This window comes from Thalassotalea crassostreae, assembly GCF_001831495.1.
GTDB classification, from domain to species: domain Bacteria; phylum Pseudomonadota; class Gammaproteobacteria; order Enterobacterales; family Alteromonadaceae; genus Thalassotalea_A; species Thalassotalea_A crassostreae.
Window position 1 is genome coordinate 851,357 of the sequence record NZ_CP017689.1, and the last position, 16,301, is coordinate 867,657.

General features: G+C 38.1%; 17 protein-coding genes. 11 read left to right on the forward strand and 6 right to left on the reverse strand.

Going from position 1 to position 16,301, the window contains the following annotated elements:
* Both speA and speB read right to left on the reverse strand, forming a co-directional pair.
* Window positions 1-1,920, reverse strand: a complete 1,920-nt coding sequence (speA, locus tag LT090_RS03785) for a biosynthetic arginine decarboxylase (RefSeq protein WP_068546119.1) — start codon at window positions 1,918-1,920, stop codon at window positions 1-3.
* A gap of 46 nt (window positions 1,921-1,966) precedes the next feature.
* Window positions 1,967-2,905 carry an agmatinase gene (speB, locus tag LT090_RS03790; RefSeq protein ID WP_226996520.1) on the reverse strand — a complete coding sequence of 313 codons (939 nt, stop codon included), beginning with the start codon at window positions 2,903-2,905 and terminating at the stop codon, window positions 1,967-1,969.
* Window positions 2,906-3,143: 238 nt separating this feature from the next.
* Between speB and LT090_RS03795 the strand changes: the two genes are divergently transcribed.
* The 3 genes from LT090_RS03795 (at window position 3,144) to LT090_RS03805 (ending at window position 5,669) form a co-directional block, all read left to right on the forward strand.
* Window positions 3,144-4,124, forward strand: coding sequence for a hypothetical protein (locus LT090_RS03795; protein WP_068546118.1), 981 nt, complete (start codon window positions 3,144-3,146; stop codon window positions 4,122-4,124).
* On the forward strand, window positions 4,114-4,974 hold the full coding sequence (speE, locus tag LT090_RS03800) for a polyamine aminopropyltransferase (protein WP_068546117.1): 861 nt from the start codon (window positions 4,114-4,116) through the stop codon (window positions 4,972-4,974). The genes LT090_RS03795 and speE overlap by 11 nt, the downstream gene beginning before the upstream one ends.
* A gap of 122 nt (window positions 4,975-5,096) precedes the next feature.
* Window positions 5,097-5,669, forward strand: coding sequence for a glutathione S-transferase family protein (locus LT090_RS03805; RefSeq protein ID WP_068546116.1), 573 nt, complete (start codon window positions 5,097-5,099; stop codon window positions 5,667-5,669).
* A gap of 117 nt (window positions 5,670-5,786) precedes the next feature.
* On the opposite strand, the gene LT090_RS03810 is transcribed toward LT090_RS03805, so the two are convergent.
* Both LT090_RS03810 and LT090_RS03815 read right to left on the reverse strand, forming a co-directional pair.
* Window positions 5,787-6,608 carry a DUF2884 family protein gene (locus LT090_RS03810; protein WP_068546115.1) on the reverse strand — a complete coding sequence of 274 codons (822 nt, stop codon included), beginning with the start codon at window positions 6,606-6,608 and terminating at the stop codon, window positions 5,787-5,789.
* A gap of 187 nt (window positions 6,609-6,795) precedes the next feature.
* Window positions 6,796-8,085 carry a CinA family nicotinamide mononucleotide deamidase-related protein gene (locus LT090_RS03815; protein WP_068546114.1) on the reverse strand — a complete coding sequence of 430 codons (1,290 nt, stop codon included), beginning with the start codon at window positions 8,083-8,085 and terminating at the stop codon, window positions 6,796-6,798.
* Between the two features lie 170 nt (window positions 8,086-8,255).
* On the opposite strand from LT090_RS03815, the gene LT090_RS03820 reads away from it, so the two are divergent.
* The 3 genes from LT090_RS03820 (at window position 8,256) to LT090_RS03830 (ending at window position 10,146) form a co-directional block, all read left to right on the forward strand.
* On the forward strand, window positions 8,256-9,011 hold the full coding sequence (locus LT090_RS03820; RefSeq protein WP_068546113.1) for a DUF4097 family beta strand repeat-containing protein: 756 nt from the start codon (window positions 8,256-8,258) through the stop codon (window positions 9,009-9,011).
* 203 nt (window positions 9,012-9,214) lie between these two features.
* Window positions 9,215-9,874 carry an alpha/beta hydrolase gene (locus LT090_RS03825; protein WP_068546112.1) on the forward strand — a complete coding sequence of 220 codons (660 nt, stop codon included), beginning with the start codon at window positions 9,215-9,217 and terminating at the stop codon, window positions 9,872-9,874.
* A gap of 20 nt (window positions 9,875-9,894) precedes the next feature.
* Window positions 9,895-10,146 (forward strand): DUF2960 domain-containing protein, encoded by a 252-nt coding sequence (locus LT090_RS03830; protein ID WP_068546111.1) that lies wholly within the window; start codon window positions 9,895-9,897, stop codon window positions 10,144-10,146.
* A gap of 46 nt (window positions 10,147-10,192) precedes the next feature.
* Here LT090_RS03830 and LT090_RS03835 read toward each other — a convergent pair whose 3' ends face one another.
* The gene (locus tag LT090_RS03835) at window positions 10,193-10,738 is read right to left on the reverse strand and encodes a GNAT family N-acetyltransferase (RefSeq protein ID WP_068546110.1); all 546 of its coding nucleotides are present in this window, start codon (window positions 10,736-10,738) and stop codon (window positions 10,193-10,195) included.
* A 90-nt stretch (window positions 10,739-10,828) separates the two neighbouring features.
* Window positions 10,829-13,663 carry an alpha/beta hydrolase family protein gene (locus tag LT090_RS03840; protein WP_068546109.1) on the reverse strand — a complete coding sequence of 945 codons (2,835 nt, stop codon included), beginning with the start codon at window positions 13,661-13,663 and terminating at the stop codon, window positions 10,829-10,831.
* A 201-nt stretch (window positions 13,664-13,864) separates the two neighbouring features.
* Between LT090_RS03840 and LT090_RS03845 the strand changes: the two genes are divergently transcribed.
* From LT090_RS03845 to LT090_RS03865, 5 genes are all read left to right on the forward strand, one after another.
* On the forward strand, window positions 13,865-14,239 hold the full coding sequence (locus LT090_RS03845; protein WP_068546108.1) for a hypothetical protein: 375 nt from the start codon (window positions 13,865-13,867) through the stop codon (window positions 14,237-14,239).
* Window positions 14,240-14,336: 97 nt separating this feature from the next.
* Window positions 14,337-14,678, forward strand: a complete 342-nt coding sequence (locus tag LT090_RS03850; protein ID WP_068546107.1) for a ribonuclease E inhibitor RraB — start codon at window positions 14,337-14,339, stop codon at window positions 14,676-14,678.
* 61 nt (window positions 14,679-14,739) lie between these two features.
* Window positions 14,740-14,946, forward strand: coding sequence for a hypothetical protein (locus LT090_RS03855; RefSeq protein ID WP_068546106.1), 207 nt, complete (start codon window positions 14,740-14,742; stop codon window positions 14,944-14,946).
* 84 nt (window positions 14,947-15,030) lie between these two features.
* Window positions 15,031-15,627 (forward strand): GNAT family N-acetyltransferase, encoded by a 597-nt coding sequence (locus tag LT090_RS03860; RefSeq protein WP_082897135.1) that lies wholly within the window; start codon window positions 15,031-15,033, stop codon window positions 15,625-15,627.
* Window positions 15,628-15,662: 35 nt separating this feature from the next.
* Window positions 15,663-16,244, forward strand: a complete 582-nt coding sequence (locus tag LT090_RS03865; RefSeq protein WP_068546105.1) for an acyl carrier protein phosphodiesterase — start codon at window positions 15,663-15,665, stop codon at window positions 16,242-16,244.
* The last annotated feature ends 57 nt before the right edge of the window (window positions 16,245-16,301 follow it).

The window sequence follows — 16,301 nt, forward strand, 5'->3', positions numbered from 1 at the left end:
CTATATTTTTAAATAGGTGTAACCTTGCAGGCATTCTTCATAGAAATCGATCAATTGCACACCTTCGCGTGGCTTTATTTTACCGCGTACGATTTCCTTATCAATTTCTTTCTTTATCGCTTGCGCCAATATTGCTGGCGTATATTGCATCGTTGAGAGTACGCCGTCAACGGACGTACCTTTTACAATCTCTTCAATGTAAAAATCATTTGGGTCGTCGTCGTAGCTAACAATATGTGCTTCATTTAAACGACCAAATAAATTGTGCATATCTCCCATTACATCTTGATATGCTCCGGTCAAAAACATGCCAATATAATAATCCTCGCCGCTATCAAGTTTATGCATTGGAATATAGTTTGCCGTACTTTCTTCGCCTATGAAGTTGTCTATTTTACCGTCACTATCACAGGTGATATCGACAAAAGTACAGCGCTTTGTTGGTTTCTCATTTAAACGGCTGATAGGTACGATCGGCAATACTTGATCGATTGCCCATGAATCTGCAGCGGATTGAAAAATTGAAAAGTTAGCCAAATATTGAGAGGACAACTTTTCTGGAATTTCTTTTAATTCTTCTGAAATAAATTCTAATTTTGATAACTCTTCATTTATTTGCTCGAGAGCTTGCCAGTATAAGGTTTCAGTTTTTGCCATTTCTTCCAAAGATAAGATTCCAAGCTTGAATGCTTGTACAGCTTGCTCTTTTAGTTGGCTAATATCGTTGTAACTTTCTTGATAATTATCTGCAGTAATATCACTTTGATAGAAACGCATATTACTTACAATAAAATGTTCTTCATCGACTTTATCAGTGGCATATTGGGCGCCGCCGGGGTGAATTTCACCTATTACTTTAGTAACAACACAGGAATGATGAGCAGTGATTGAGCGACCACTTTCGCTGACTAAATTTGGGTGAGGTACGCCTTCTAAATCACAAGTTTGTTTAAAGCCATTAACGATATCGGCGACATACTCTTCTAGGCCATAATTACATGATGAGTCACTTGTAGATTGTGTACCGTCATAATCAACTGCTAAACCGCCGCCAACATCAACATACTTTAACGGTACATCCATGTGATAGAGTTTAGTATAGATAAGCGAGGCCTCTTGCACCGCCTCTTTAATGGCACGTATATCAGTAAGTTGGCTGCCAATATGGAAATGTAACAGCTGTAAACAAGGCAGCATATTTTCTTGCTTGAGTAAATTAACCGCATTTAACATTTCACTAATACTTAAGCCAAATTTGGCTCGCTCACCACTTGAGCTTTCCCACTTTCCTCGGCCCTTAACCATCATTTTTGTGCGTATGCCTATCATCGGCTGAACGTTTAATTGTTGAGCTAATTTGGCTAACATAACGAGCTCAGAATATTTTTCGATAACAATAACAATCTTGCGACCAATCTTGGTTCCTAACAACGCTAGTCGTAAATATTCTTCATCTTTGTAGCCATTTAAAATGGTTAAGGCTTTTTTGTTGGTGTTATAGGCAAGTGCTGCGATTAACTCAGGTTTTGAGCCAGCCTCTAATCCATAGTTAAAGCGCTTTCCAGCTTGCACTATTTCTTCGATTACTTCTCGCATCTGATTCACTTTAACGGGAAAAACGCCTTGATATTGACCTTGATAATTCGCTTCTTCTATTTTTGTACGAAAGGTTTGGTTTAATAATGAAACCTGCGATCGCAAAATATCATGGAAACGAATGACCGCAGGAAATTCAATCCCTTGCTCAATCATCTCATCAATCACATGTTTCATATTGATTTTTATATTTGGTTCGTCGAAGCGAGGAGTAACCTGTAAATCACCATTGTCAGCTATATCAAAATAGCCATTGCCCCAACGTTTAACTCGATAGGTTTTTTCGGCATCTTCAATGGACCAATTTTTAGTTTCTAAATTCACGATTTTTCTCTTTGTACTAGGTTAAAATTAATTGCTTAATTTCGAACTAATGTAAACACAGTATTAGTTCGCGCACGACTTTCGCTGCAAACACATCACTGTTACCTGTCGGATCAATACTTGGCGCGAGCTCTACCACGTCGCAGCCAACAAAGTTTTTTTGCTTTAGCAACTTACAGATGCTAACAAAAGAATGAAAATCTTCTCCGCCCGGCTCAGGAGTTCCAGTGCCAGGGAAGTAACTTGGATCGAAATAATCTAAATCAAAGGTCAGATAAATGGGGGTTTTATCATCAATATCGGCAATAGCCTTTAGTAATTCGGCACGAGAGTTTTTCATTGTCAGATTTTCTCGCATCCATTGGTATTCGTCTTTCGTGCCAGAGCGAATGCCGTACTGGATTAATTTATGTTGGCTACCAAAATGATCTAGACAGCGACGAATGATTGAAGCGTGTGAATAATGATAACCTTCATAACCATCGCGTAAATCGGCGTGAGCATCAAGGTGCAGTAGAACTAAGTCCGGATATTGTTTAAGGTAGGTTTTAATTGGTGCCCACGAAATCGAGTGCTCACCACCTATAGTTAATATTTTTACATTGTGTTTTGCTAAGTCGATATCATCAAATAGTTCGATGAAATCATCACTGGCTTTTTGCCATTGTTGCTGCGTATATACGTGGTCATCGTATTTAGCTTGTGTCGATAAACTCAGGTTGCCTAAATCATAAAAGGTAATATCAGCGATATCTTCATTTAAGTATGGGGAGTAGGACTCAATACCATCGGAAACGGCTCTTAATGCATCAGGACCAGACTTTGCTCCTTTTCGAAAGCAAGCGGTACCGTCGAATCCAAACCCAATAAGGTTAATGCTGTTGCTATAAATTGCATCAGCTTCATCTGCTAATTCATACATACAATCTACGTTTTGCAAATCAACATTTATATCTTTAATCTTTGTTTTTAGTAATGCTGCCATCTATCCAATACCCGCACTTTGATAATAGAAATTAAATCAGCGCAATTATGCGTAAAATTTTTATAAAGTATAGTGTTTTTTTTCATCTATACTAGCTTATGAATTTGAAAATTGTATAAACTAAAATTACGTTTTTAGTCATTAAATAATTTGTTGTATCTTACTCATTTATAAGTAAAATACTGCAACTTTTTACTCGGGTCATATTGGCAACAAATAACCAATATGGCTGCGTTTTATGTTTGGAGAGCAGCTATTGTTTTTTGAAGGTTCTGAAAAAAAAGCGGAAGTGCTTATTGATAACAGTAAGCTTTCACTGCTAAACGATATTAGTGACGAATTTTGGGCACAATTAGTAAATTGTTGTAACGCGCAAATCTTATCGTCTATTCGAAATGATGTATGTAAAGCATTTCTATTATCTGAGTCCAGCCTTTTTGTCTGGGACGACCGCTTTCTAATCCTGACTTGTGGCGAAACCGTAACTGTGAAATCAGTCGAGTTTTTTATAGAGCAAGTGGGGATGGATAAAATAGAGCACGTTATTTACCAGCGTAAAAATGAATATTTTGCGCAAGCGCAACTAAGTTCATTTGGCGACGATATTCGTTTGTTGAGTGAACATATGTCTGGAAATGCTTGCCGTTTTGGTGAGTTAGACGGTCATCACAACTATGTGTTTTGTCAGCAGAATGATTATAAAGCCGATGATAATGATAAGACCTATGAGTTATTGGCGTATCAAATTTGCGAACAAGCCTCTAAAAAGCTTACTTCACCAGGGTTAAGTACCCTTGATATTCGTCAATTTTTAACGCTGCAAGACTTATTACCTAACTTTGTATTCGATGATTTCGTATTTGACCCGTATGGTTATTCAGTCAACGCAATATGCGGCAAAGATTACCTAACTATTCATATTACGCCACAACAGGGCAGTAGTTACGTAAGTTTTGAATCAAGCATCAACTTAATCGTTATGGCGCCTAAATTATTATCAATACTTAAACCGGCTTCTTTTGATTTGCTAAGCTTCAATGAACAAAATTTTGCAGAGCTAACTAGCGAATATATTTCAGCAGAATATGTTAATTCAGCGAAGATAAAACATACACTTGATAATGGTTACTTTGTCTGTTTTGCCAATTATATATTACCTGCACAGCAATACAGTAAACCAACATTGTTGGATATTTCAGGAGAGAACAATGCACTCTAATTTATGGGTTGAAGAAACTTTCGAAGATTTTCTTGGATTAAAGTTTAAAGTTGAAAAAGTACTTTTTTCAGGGAAGAGTGAATTTCAGACAGTTGATGTTGTTGAAACTAAAGGTCATGGAAAAATGTTGCTTAATGATGGCTTAATAATGGTTACTGAACGTGATGAATTTGCCTATCACGATATGATTACACATGTGCCATTGTTTGTGCATCCTGAACCAAAAAATGTTTTGGTGATCGGTGGAGGTGATGGCGGTACTGCTCGAGAAGTATTAAGACACGTTAACGTCGAAAAATGTACTATGGTTGAAATTGATGCCATGGTTGTAAACGCTTGTCGAGAACATATTCCACAGACCTCATCGGCACTTGATCATGAAAAGATGAATTTGGTAATAGGTGATGGCGTAAAATTTGTAAAACAAACAAAAGAAAAATTTGACGTTATTATTGTTGATTCAACTGATCCTATTGGACCTGCAGCGCCTTTGTTTGGTGAAGAGTTCTATCAGGACGTATTTAATTGTTTAACCGATGATGGCATTGTCGTTTCACAAGGAGAATCGTCCTGGTATGCATTAGAAATACAGCAATCTCTGTTAAAGGTTCTTAATGCAGTATTTCCTAAATGTTATCTTTATAGTTTTTCCAATCTAACCTATCCAGGTGGGTTATGGAGCTTTACTTTTGCCTCGAAAAAATATCACCCAATTAATGATTTTGACAGGCAACGTGTAAGCAATAGCAAACTGGAGTTCGATTATTATAATGCGGCATTGCACAGCGCTTCTTTTGCGTTACCGAGCTTTGCTCAAAAGGGGCTTAAAGGCTTAATTGAAAACGATTAGTCATTGGTAGTTTACTAACAATTATTTGATCATTTTTTAATGAAGGCAGTTTAAAATCTGCCTTTTGTAATTCAACCAAGCTAAACTAGCACAATTAACTTAGTTCAATTGGAAGATATTAAATGAAATTATACGGTTCCACTACTTCACCTTACGTTCGACGTATTCGCATTTTTACGCATTCCATCGAACTCGACTTTCATACCATGGATATATTCTCGCCAGCAGGGCGTAAAGAACTGGTTGCGAAAAATCCAACCTTAAAAGTGCCATTTTTAGTGGATGATGAGCAGTATGTTTTTGATTCAAGAGTCATCTACCGTTATTTAACGGATAAATTCGAGTTGAGTGCCATCACTTGGAATGAAGAGAATCAACTCACTTTAATCGATGCAGTTAATGATTCACTGGTGCAAATGTTCATTCTCAGTAATAGCGGTATCAATACTGGTGATGATGCGTTGTATTTTAAATTGCAAAGAGAGCGCGCAGATATGGTCTTTAGCGAACTTGATGAACAATGTCGTAATGGCGATTTTGATACTTGGCATTACCCAAGTATTAGTCTGTATTGTTTACTTGATTGGGCGCAATTTCGTGAGCAAGCAGATATTGAAAAGTTTCCAGCATTAGTCGCATTCTTGCAAAAGCATCGTCAACGAGAAGATGTGATTGCCACAGATCCTAGAGCATAAGTAACTGCTTCTAGCGTGTAATTAACGAAAACACACGAAACAAGAGTCATCTAAATAAAAGAAAACGGGGCGTTAGCCCCGTTTTCTTTTATCTATTGTTACTTATATCGCTATTGATTAACTTTCAATTTTAATTAAGTCAAAGTCGGCAAGTTCAGTAATGCTGGTTGTTAACTCTGCTTCAAGCTGGTCTAAGCTTTTTAAATTATCACAAAGCTCAATCGCTTGTTCTTCAAGTTTTTCTGCTTTACCTTCAACGGCAAGTTCAACTTCTTCACCCATGTTTTCCATGCGCTCACCAAATGCTTCCATACGTTGATCAAAGTCACCTTCTTCGTCATTTAGAGCAGAGCCTAAATTGATCAAAAAGTTACCGACAGATTGTGCAACAATAGACTCAATTTCTTCTTCTAAGTCGTCTTCAATTACTTGGTCAATTTCATCAAAACTTTGCTCACCTAAGTAGTAGCTGCCGTTGGCACGATTAAATCGTTTTGCCAGCTTATCTTGAATCTTATCGAATACCGCTTCAATGTTTTCGTCAGAATCTTTATCATCGCCACTAAGACCTGCCATTACATGACTCACTGCGGTAAACGCAACTTCTACAGCGTCTAGTGCTAAGTTAACTGTTGCAGGAACTTGTTCATTAATGCCTTTTGCATATTCTTCCAATAAAGCTTGTTGGCGCGTATCTAAGTCGATTTGCTTACCTCGAATAAACAACTGATCCATATTATTAATTTGAACGACTGTCTCGTCTTTATCGATAAAGCGGATGTGATCCTGCTCTACAGCTACGCCGTAATTGACATCAACAGAACATTCTTCGCTACTAAATGAATAATTGTTATCGCCATCATGGGCATTTGCCGCCATTGGAAGTACTGAGGTTGATACAACAAGAGTCGTTAATGCTGCTGCAATTAATGTTTTCATTTTCTATCCTTCAATATATCGGTATTTAAATATTAATTTTTTTATATAGTTTTTTATTCCAATATAGAGCAATTAGTTTGCCAAAAATAAAAACTCTTTAAATAACAGTGGTATATGTAATGTTGCAAAAGTGTAAATAAAATGATTGGTCATTTCGACCAATTATTTTAGTGGATTTAACCACAATTTAATCGGCTTTAGATTGTTGTTGACGCTCAACAACGTATCTAGGTTCATCTTTAAACTCTAAGATCATGCGGCGAATTAAATCGAGCCCTGCGTTAGCCATAAATGTTTGAAAATATTTACGAGTTGCTGGGAAATAAAGTTTTTGAGTGTGAACTTTCTGCTCGTTGCCCCAACCCAACCATACTGTGCCGACAGGCTTTTCATCAGTTCCACCATCGGGACCTGCAACTCCTGAAACAGCTATTGCATAATCAGCTCCGCTTTGCGCTAATGCGCCTTCGGTCATTTCTCTAACCACTTGTTCACTTACTGCCCCATACTTCTCCAGTGACTCTTCACTGACATTTACCAATTTGGATTTGATACGGTTTGAATAGGTGACATAGCCAGCTTCAAATACATTTGATGAGCCGGCGATTGCGGTAATTTCAGATGCAATCATACCGCCAGTGCAAGATTCTGCCATGCTGATTGTTTGCTTGCGCTCGTTGAGTAATGAAACAACAGTCGCCGCCAAAGATTTGCCGTCTTCACTGACAATATGTTGTCCAAGTAGGCCTTTGAGCTTTTCATACCACAGCTCTCGTAAGTCATGTGAAATGGTTTGACGAGATGTAAGTTTTACCTCCAATAATGGCATTGCTGCGCGAAAACCCAATTCGATTTCTTCTGGCCAATCAGGGTAGGTTTCATCAATCAGTTTTTGCAACGTTGATTCACCGACACCGAATACTTTTAGCTTCTTGGTAACGGTATGGTATTCCGCAGGTAGTTTATTTTTAATGATTGGTATTATTGATTCTCGCATCATTGGCTTCAATTCGCCTGGAACACCTGGAGTACAAATAACGAGACAGTCGTTAACCACCACACTAAAGCCAGGCGCACTACCGATAGGGTTATGAATAATATCGCAGCGTGCAGGCAACATAGCTTGTTTTAAATTTGGACCACTTAAACGGAAATTACGTCTAAAGCACCATTGTTTAATGTCTTCGAGAGCAAGAGGGTGTAAAGTAAGCTCTTTACCACAGACTTCACTTAGGGCTTGCGCGGTTAAATCATCAACCGTTGGCCCTAAGCCACCATTTACAATTAAGACATCGGCGCTTTGACTCAGAGTATTCATTTCTGCAATAAGCAATTCAATGCTATCTCCGACGGTAACTTTGCGGGTTGCTTCAACGCCTAAGTTTTTAAGTTCACGGGCGATAAAAACTGAATTGGTATCAGTAATGTCACCGCTCATTAATTCATTACCGGTCAAAAGTAGTTGGATATTTAGCATCTCGTTTCACTTATTATTCTGTTAGAGTAAGTTTTTATATAAGCATTTGTATAAATTACTATGATAGCCACTATAGTCACATTCAATAAATTATTTTAAAAGTATTTTTAAACCTTTTTGTGAATAGCTGCATCCTATTGAACAAATGAGTATTTTTTAAGGAAATAATAATGAATAAATTTACAGCGCTAACAACTAGCATCGCAATGGTATTTAGCTTTAACGCCTTTGCTGATATTGAAGAGACGATTGAAAAAGAGTTCACTCTTTCTGGCAAAGGTCAGTTGCTCGTTGAAAACGTAAACGGTGATGTTGATATCGAATCATGGTCACAAAATACGGTAAAAGTAACGGCTAATATTACCGCCGATAATCAAGAAGGCCGTGACCGTATTAAGGTAAACATGAAGCAATCTGGCGATCGCGTATCAGTAGATACTGAATACAAAAATGACAATAGCTGGGGAAATAACAGCAATGGTGGTAGTGTTGACTACATTATTATGGTGCCGCAAAACATTGATTTAAAAGATATTGAATTGGTAAATGGCGCATTGACAGTAAAAAATGTATCCGGCGAATTGCAAGCCGAACTAGTTAACGGCTCTATTGACGCAACCGGTCTTGCGTCTGATGTTGAAGTTGATTCTGTGAATGGCGGTATTGAGTTAACGTTTGATGATAGCGTAAAAGATGTTTCTATTGATATTGAAACGGTTAACGGCGGCGTTCGTCTATATGTGCCTGAAAACTTTGGCGCAAAAGTTGAAGCAAGCACTGGTAATGGCTCAATCAAAACAGACTTTGGTCTGAAAGGTACTAAGGGTCAATATTGGGGCACAGAGCTTGAAGGTAGCTTTGGTGACGGTAGCTCTGACATTGAACTTGAAAGCGTCAATGGCTCGATTAAAATCTTGAAGAAATAGCTGGAAAAGTAGCTTCGAAAAATTCAAATTAGCATTTCAACAAGCTAATTCGATAAACTAATTCTACAAACTAATTTGAAAAACAATAAACGCCGGAATACTCACTAAAGTATTCCGGCGTTTTATTTTTACCTCCATTCATTTAAATGTAATAGCAATGTCAGGTATAATGCGCTATCCAATTTTTATAGTATTAATTAATCATGTCTTTATTATCTTGTGTTGAAGTAGAAACTCATTCCAATCCAGTTGCGAGTGTTATTTGGTTGCATGGCCTTGGCGCCGATGGCCACGATTTTGAGCCGATTGTGCCGGTTTTGAATTTACCTGCCAACTTACCTGTTCGTTTTGTATTTCCACATTCACCGAAAATCCCAGTAACGATTAATGGTGGTATGGTTATGCCCGCTTGGTATGACATTTTAGATATGAGCATTGAACGCAAAGTAGATGCAACGCAGTTAGTTGCTAACGCGAAGTCAATTCATCAGTTAATTGACCGTGAAATAGAGCGTGGCGTGCCGGCGGATAAAATTATTATTGCAGGCTTTTCACAGGGCGGTGCTGTAGCATTAGAAGCGGCTTTATCTTACCCTAAAGCGCTTGCTGGTTTAATGGCAATGTCGACCTATTTTGCGACCAAAGATAGCGTTGAAGTAAGTGCTGCGAATGCATCCTTAGACACTTTGGTAATGCATGGAAGTCAAGATCCGGTTGTGCCGCCGAGTTTAGGTGAACAGTTAGTTAATGCGTTAAAACAGAAAGGTTTTACTCCAGCATTTAAATCTTACCCAATGCCACATGCCGTCTGTCAGGAACAAATTGCAGACATCTCAGCTTGGTTACAACAGCGTTTAGCTTAGCATTCATTTAGGAATAATTTATGGCCCGTCAAGTCACCTACAAATACAAAGGAAAACGCAAAGTTATCCCTTTTTCGTTTTCAAAATTTAGAGATATCTTTGAAGCCGCAGCGGCCGCAGAAGGGGTTGATATAAAGTCTTTCTTAGCGATGGAACAACAAGTCGAAATGACAAGTCGTGGTCAGGGCATAATGAAAAACTTTCGCCAAAAAGAGTTCGCTCGTATGGGCTTTACTGACTTAGCCTTTGTACGTGATGAAGAAGAGCAATAGTTCAAACGCCTTTAAATTCAAATAAACACAAATAAACTCAAATAAACTACCGCTTAATCGCCATTTGATAGTACACCACCGGCCAATCACCTAACGGATCGTGGTGTACATATTCTTTAACAAAGCTCATGCCCATCTTTTTCATAATTTTTACCGATGCCACGTTTTCTTTGATCGCAATCGCACAAAAACGTTCAACATCGCTTTGCTCAGCAAATGCGGCGCAAATGTGATTAGCGGCTTCTGTAGCATAGCCATTGCCCCAGGTATGGCTTTTAAAACGCCAACCAATTTCCATATTATCTAATTCAGGTGTGCCAAGCATAATATTCATCGGTCTGACGATGATCCAACCAATATATTCATTTGTAGCCGCAATATTAACTTGCCAGATCCCCCAGCCAGCTTCAGGGTTTCGATAATGATTCATTCTTGGAATGTTGATGGTCAGAGTTTCTTTCATTGAAGGTAACTCGCCATCTTTGATGTACTTCATTACTAGCGGATCTTGATCCAATTGCCATAACAGCTCAGCATCATTTTCATCCATTAGACGATAGGTTAAACGAGTAGATTTGGAAATTTTAATCATCAGGAACTCTTTCTAATAAGGGCTAAGTCAGTAACAAAAAAGCAGTGACTTGGTCACTGCTTTTGTAATCATAGATTAAAAATAGAAAAATTAATCTTTTTTCTGACGATATGCTTCACCATCAGTCATCCACTTAGTTGCCGGAGCGCCTTTTAAGTAATGATCAAAATATTCTTTCATTTTGATGGTGTAGTCGACCTTGTTAGGATATTTCTTCAAGTGATGCGGCTCACCTTCATATTGCAACAAGATCACTTCTTTCTCTAAGCGACGCATCGCCATATACATTTCAACACCTTGTTGCCATGGCACAGCGTCATCGATATCACCAAACTGCATTAACAGAGGAGTAGTAATGCGGTCGGCAAAAAATACTGGCGAGTTTTCAATGTATAAATCGCGACGTTCAAATAGGCTTGCACCGATACGACTTTGGCCTTGTTCGTATTGGAATTGACGAGCAAGACCTGTACCTAAACGAATGCCTGAATAGGCACTGGTCATATTTGAAACCGGAGCACCTGATACTGCCGCGGCAAATAGATTGGTTTCAGTGATAGCGTGCAATGTTTGGTAACCACTCCAGCTGTGGCCATGAAGACCGATAGCGTCTTTGTCTGCAACACCCATATCAATGATTTTTTGTAGGCCAGGTAGAATCGATTTATTGGTCGAGTGACCCGGCGTTCCTACTTCAAAATGTACATCAGGTAGAAATATCGCGTAGCCATTTGACGTATAAAATGGGAAGTTAGGGCGATGATTAACTTTCATTTGGTTAAATTCATACATACGTTGTGAGAAACGACGGTAGTAATAAACAACAACAGGGTATTGCATTCCTTCAACATAATTTGCTGGTTTGATCAAAATACCTTGATGCTTAACACCATTATTTGAACGCCAATCAACTAATTCAGGAGTACCCCATAAAAAGTCATCTTTTTGAGGGTTTACATCGGTAAGTTTTTTACCGCTTGCTGTGTTTAAATCTGAAACCCACAAATCAGGGAATTCATTAAAATCTTCGCGGGAATATAGCAGTGCGTCTGCATTCTTAGCTTTCGCTATGAACTTATATTTTTTGTTTTCTTCTACTTGTTTTACCAGCTCACCATTAGCTAAGTTTAATTGGTAAAATCCAAAGTTTTTTAAATCATCGTTGTAGCTTGTTAACAATAACGTTTGCTCATCGCTAAAGTAGCTTTGCTCACGATCCAATGTATTTACACGAAATTGTTTGCTGTTAGGGCGACCCACTTCACAGGTTAAACATTCACTGTTTTTCGCATTTAATGACAATTTCCAAATATCAAACTTGTCATATATCAACACCGCTTCATCGTCTTCTAACCAACCCGCAATACCGTAACCTGGTACTTTCGATGGGTAATCGTGATCTTCATTGGCAAAACTTACCGGTAGAGTTTTAGTTAGGTTATATCGTTTGTTCTTGTCTCGGTCATATACCCAGTAATGCGTGTCTTGGTAATAGGCTGCGTAGCGACCAGACTCACTAAGTTTAACGTCAGTGTAACTACTTAACTTATTAGCGATCAGTGATGGTTTACCGGTTTCTAAATCGACAATATAGAAGTCACTAAAAAAGCCTTCCCATGTTCTTAACTTACGGTATTTTAAATCTGAGCTAGCGATAACTGCGTTTTCATTATTTGTTGCTTTCACATAAATGATCTCGCTGTTTGCAAGTTGTACTAACTCTTCATCATCAACATGGTAAACCGCAGTAAAGAAGGCTTTTTTGTCTTTACCATTTTGATATTTTTCATTGGTTTTAATAAGCGCGTCGTCGCCGTGCCATATTTGTAAACCACGCTTGTCTGTTAACTTGGCAACATCGTATAGATCTGCTTCGTTTTCAATTTTAGGGTCAACTTCTTCAACTTCAATTGGCATTGGTTTTAGTCCGAAGAACAATCGTTCACCATCTTTAGACCAAGTAAGCTTGTTTACCGAACTTACAAACCAGCCTTTATTTGCTTTTGGAAGTTTCTCGGGTTTTGACTCATCAATTTCCCAAATAGCTACGCTGTGCGCGCGTTGCTCTAACTCTTCACTAAAATCGCCTTGGATATAGGCAATGCTTTCACCGTCTTTTTTCCAGCTAAAGTGCTCGAAACTAGCATTTTCAGCAGCATTTAATGTAAGCGTTTTTTGAGATTTTAAGTTACGTGCAAATAGGCCATTGGCTTTGCCGTCTTCGGTCGACGTACTGTAAACCAGAACAGATTTTTTCGGAGAGAAACTAAAGCTGTCTACATCATCAATTTGCAGTTGTTCACCATTGCTTAAATTTACCAGGGTAAGTACTTTGTTAATGCGCTTTTTATTAAACAGCTTGACTGGTTCTTGCTCATCTTCGGCTGCTGCTTTTTCTTCAGTAGGCTTTTCATCTGCTGATTTCTCATCTTTTGCGGCTTTAGTTAACACCGCGACATAACCAAAGTTGTCACTTAGTTGAAAGTCTTCAACTTTGTCAAAATCAGTTTCTTTACCGCTGGCAAGCTCAATTACTTTTAGTCCATCTTTAAGTTTTTTCTTTTCGTCTTTACTCGCCATTTCAACAGACAATAAAGATGGTTTGATTGTTATCGCGGCAAAACGGCCGTCAGCTGAAATGATGCCTTTGCTAGCAAGTTCAATATCATAAGCTTTGCTACCATCGATAGCTTTAATATGAAAACTGCTGTCACCTCTATCCGGTGTTGCAGTGTAAGATAACCATAATCCATTGTCGGTTAACGCTGGCTTTTTGATTTCTTTAAACTTCATTATGTCAGTTACTTCAAGCGGTCGTTGCTGAGAAGAGTTCGACTCTGCAGCGATGCTTGGTAGTACCATAGAAACACTTAATGACGCTGCGATAGCGATATTAGTGAGTGATAACAATTTATAATTTTTCATAGTGTTATTTAACTTTTGTGGTTTATTTTGATCGTTAATTTAAATAATTAACGTTAATAATGACGCGCGTTATTTATAGGCTGATTATCGCGTTGAAACTGCATGTAAATCAACCTTACTAAGTTCAATAGCTGGAATTAGTCGATAAAGAGCTAAAATATTTGCTACTCTATGGCAAAATTTTAGCTCTGGACCAAAAATATGTTTGAACGACAGCAATTAATTGGCAATTGGCACCGCAGTGAACAAAATGGCACTGAACACTTTAGCGAATATGCTCAGATATTAGCGGATGGTCGTTTTGTTTTTACATTTTTTACCTACGATATGGAAGGCACAATTGTGGATGAAATATCGGAAGTAGGTGATTGGGGATTGGTAAAGGATATTCACTTTACTATCACTAAAGCGGAAGTGGAAAATGGCCAAGAATATGACGCGGACCCGCTAAATAAAGACAATTATCAAGCTTATAAAGTACTCGAATTAAATGAGCAAACCTTTACTTATGAACATTTACTTAGTGGTGAACGATTTACCTTAAGTAGAGTATTGGACCAAGCTAACCAAAATTAAAAAAAACTGCTAAGCTTATTCTAAGTGCAATAAGAATGTTAGAAAAGCGTTAGAAGTTATAGGCTTATATAGATTTCAAACGAAAAAGAGGTGAATTGTGACAAGAGATCTAGCGAAATTTCCGACCGACCCTAATGGCAATATGTTGTGGCATATGGCGTTAGAAGGTGATGATCTGCTTCAGCCAAGAGAAATACAATTTTCAGTAATATTTCCTAGTCAGGAAAAAGCACTGGAATTTGGCGGTGTTTTATTGGCGAACAATCAAAAACTTTCATTTTGTCCTTATTTAGAAAACCCGGAAAACCCATGGGAAATTACCGCCTACCCTGAAATGCCAGCAAGTTACGATAATATTATTGGCTATCAAATGTTATTGGAAACACATGCTCGCAAATTCGATGGTGTTTACGATGGCTGGTATTGTCCTCCTCAATAATATTGGTATTTTTATTTATGCGGTGGGTATGTTTGCGCGCCGTAATTTTCGAGCCTAAATCATGTCAGTAGATTTTTCAAAACTTAATAAACTCACCGCTAAATCATTTAACGACCAAAAAGCCATAATCAAAAAAATTACTCAGGGACGTGATGTAAAGTGCAAAACTTGTGGCCAAATTTTGAAACTGCAAACCCCTGAACAAGGCAAGAAGTCGTGTATTTATTGCCTTAAAGGTTGTACCGATATTGAACTCGATATGAGTTAAATAATTGCTTCACAAAATATAAAGTATCAAAATAAAACAAAAACTCGGTAATAGCTCAGAAGCCCAAACAGCAAAGGAATAGTAATGTCATCAGTCGAGATTCGCCCCGCTAATGTCAACGACATTGATGTTGTTGTACCTTGCATTTATAGCTCTGGACCGATTGCCTTTGACTATGTGTTTAGTGATGGCATGGATTTCCTCAAGCAGAGCTTTAAAAAAGGGCAATGCCAATTTGGCTTTCAAAATCATTATGTAGCCGAGCAGAATGAAACTGTAGTCGCATCCATTGCTTGTTTTGATCGCAACCAATTAAACGCTATGGAGCTGCCGTGTATAAAAGAAATATTTCAATATTATGGCTGGCGTTCAATACCGGTATTACTGCGTGGGTTGTCTATTGAACGATTGATACCAAAACCAATTCAACACAGTCTATATATCGCTCATGTTGGCGTAACGCCTGAGCAAAGAGGCACAGGTATAGGAACTCAACTCATCGCTTGGGCAAAAGAAAAAGCACAGCGACAAGGTTATCAATCGTTGACACTCGATGTGGCAAAAGCCAATGATGGTGCAGATAAGTTATATCATTCTTTGGGATTTGAAGATTTAAAACTGCGACATTCAAAAATTGCTAACCTGTGCGATCATAAAACGATGATTCTAAAGCTTAGATAGCATTCAACACGTCACATTTGATTAAGACCCTTACCATGAATTATCTCGCACATTTATATTTAGCAAAACCAAACAGCTATTCATTGGCGGGCAATTTAATGGGCGACTTTACCCGCGGTCTTGACATACAGTCGCTACCTATAGAGATACAAAAGGGTATTAAAAACCATCGCTCTGTTGATAAATTTACCGACAACCATCATGCGGTTCGACAATTAAAACCACTATTAACTGATAAACGAAAGCGATTTTCTGGCATTATTTCAGATGTTGTCTTTGATCATTTTTTAGCGAAACATTGGCATTTATTTAGCGATCAAAAGTTTAGCGATTTTAATCAACATTGCTATCAACAACTGTTGTCAGTTATCGACCATATGCCACCGCGGATGCAATTTGTGGTAACTAAAATGGCAGAGCAAGATTGGCTCAGCAGTTATCAACACCTTGAGATGACAGGAAGGGCAATAGATAATCTGTCAAAACGTATTCGGTTTGAGAATAATTTGCATGGCGCAATCGAAGAAGTAGAGCAACATTACCAACATTATCACGACGCATTTATGCAAATGTTTCCAGACCTAAAAGACCATGTATCGCAAAATATAATTGAATGATTTTTATCCCTGTATATGTATCTGCATTCTTTTGCTTTATACTAATTAAATCAGTTA